General features: G+C 42.8%; 1 protein-coding gene. It reads left to right on the top strand.

Features of this window, described 5'->3' with window-relative positions; genetic code table 11:
* The first annotated feature begins 454 nt into the window (after positions 1-454).
* Positions 455-1,663 (top strand): spermidine/putrescine ABC transporter ATP-binding protein PotA, encoded by a 1,209-nt coding sequence (gene potA, locus VLN09_RS05615; protein ID WP_325244489.1) that lies wholly within the window; start codon positions 455-457, stop codon positions 1,661-1,663.
* Positions 1,664-1,744 lie beyond the last annotated feature (81 nt).

Genomic DNA, 1,744 nt, shown 5'->3' with positions numbered 1-1,744 from the left:
GCATAAGAAATCCTTGATAATTTAACTGGTTAACATAGTAAATTACTCTATAACCATCCTGTCATAGAGTCTAATTCCTCGATATCGTTTGGCGCTTTAAGCAAACCTCACTTAAGTTCTTACTTATAAAAATCACTTTATATTTGTCATGCGCAAACCAATTGTATAGGAATAAAGTCAAAAAAATGGTAAAAATTATTTAATTTAAGGGTATTTACTTAGCCTATTTAACAAAGCGTAGACTCATCTTTAATCGCCATTCCAAGATAACTATAGGGGTCAACCAACCTATAATGAACTTGCGCTGACTTATAGTGAAGGTTTGTTATAATAGCCTGCGACCAGCCCCCGTTAAACTCATCGCTTTAACATACTAAATCATCGTATCTAACGTATACAGCGTTCAGACTGACATTGATATTTTGGTATTTATGTCGGTAATTTAGGAACCCTTATGACCGAATCAAAGTTATCTACGCCTACTGCTTTTGCGTCACCAAACGCTGATAAGGTTTTGCTGCAACTGACAGGTCTAAAAAAAACCTATGACAATACCGAGGTTCTGAAAGACATCAACCTTGATATAAAGCATGGTGAATTTATTACCTTACTCGGTCCTTCAGGCTGTGGTAAAACTACCTTACTACGACTGATTGCAGGGTTTGAACAGCCAAATGCAGGGGCGATTTATTTGGATGGCGTACAGATGGCAGGCTTGCCCGCTGATAAGCGTCCGGTCAATACGGTGTTTCAGCAATATGCGCTGTTTCCGCATATGACCGTCGCTCAAAATGTAGCGTACGGTCTTAAGCTAAAAAAAGTTCCTAAAGATGAAATTCAAACGCGGGTACGTGAGATGCTCGCCATGGTACAGCTTGAGCACCTTGCCAATCGTCGCCCGCAAGATTTGTCCGGTGGTCAGCAGCAGCGCGTTGCTATTGCACGAGCGGTCATCAATCGTCCCAAATTACTGTTGCTCGATGAGCCTTTATCGGCGCTCGACCATAAATTGCGTCTGCAAATGCAGTCTGAGCTGAAGCGCCTGCAACGTGAGCTTGGCATTACTTTTGTCTTTGTCACCCATGATCAAGAAGAAGCGCTATCGATGTCAGATCGCATTGCGGTAATGAAAGATGGCACATTCCAACAAATTGGCACACCGATTGAGATTTATGAAACACCGTCTAATTTATTTACTGCCAAATTCATTGGCGAGACTAATCTTTTCAAAGCAGAGGTCAAAGGCGTGTATCCAGACCAACCCGACCGTGATGGCAAAGTGACTAATGGACGTATCGAAGTCGAGGTCTGCGAAGCACAAGTTCAAGACGGACCAACGCCTGTGCGTAATCTGCGTCGACCCGATTTTGCCAACGATGTCCAAGTCAGCGATATCGTCAATTTATTACTGCGCCCTGAAGATTTACGGATTTATGATCCCAAAGATCTGACACATACGGGCTTGCTGGGTCACGTCATCGAAAGTAACTATAAAGGCAGTACCTTAGATTCGATTATTGAGCTGGCAAATGGTCATGTTATCAAAGCGTCTGAATTTTTTGATGAAGACGATCCAAGCTTTGATTATAAGTTGAATGAGGCGGTCAAAGTCTCATGGGTCGATGGTTGGGAATGGGTATTGCCAGAAGAGGATATCCACTAATGGCACGTACTGGCATCAGCAATAAAAGCCCTTTCCGTACGGCAACGCTATGGCTGATTTGGGGTTGGCTTCTTATCTTTG

The organism is Psychrobacter sp. (assembly GCF_035469765.1).
Lineage (GTDB): Bacteria > Pseudomonadota > Gammaproteobacteria > Pseudomonadales > Moraxellaceae > Psychrobacter.
The sequence above is the reverse complement of the archived record's forward strand: the minus strand, read 5'-3'. Positions and strand labels throughout refer to the sequence as shown.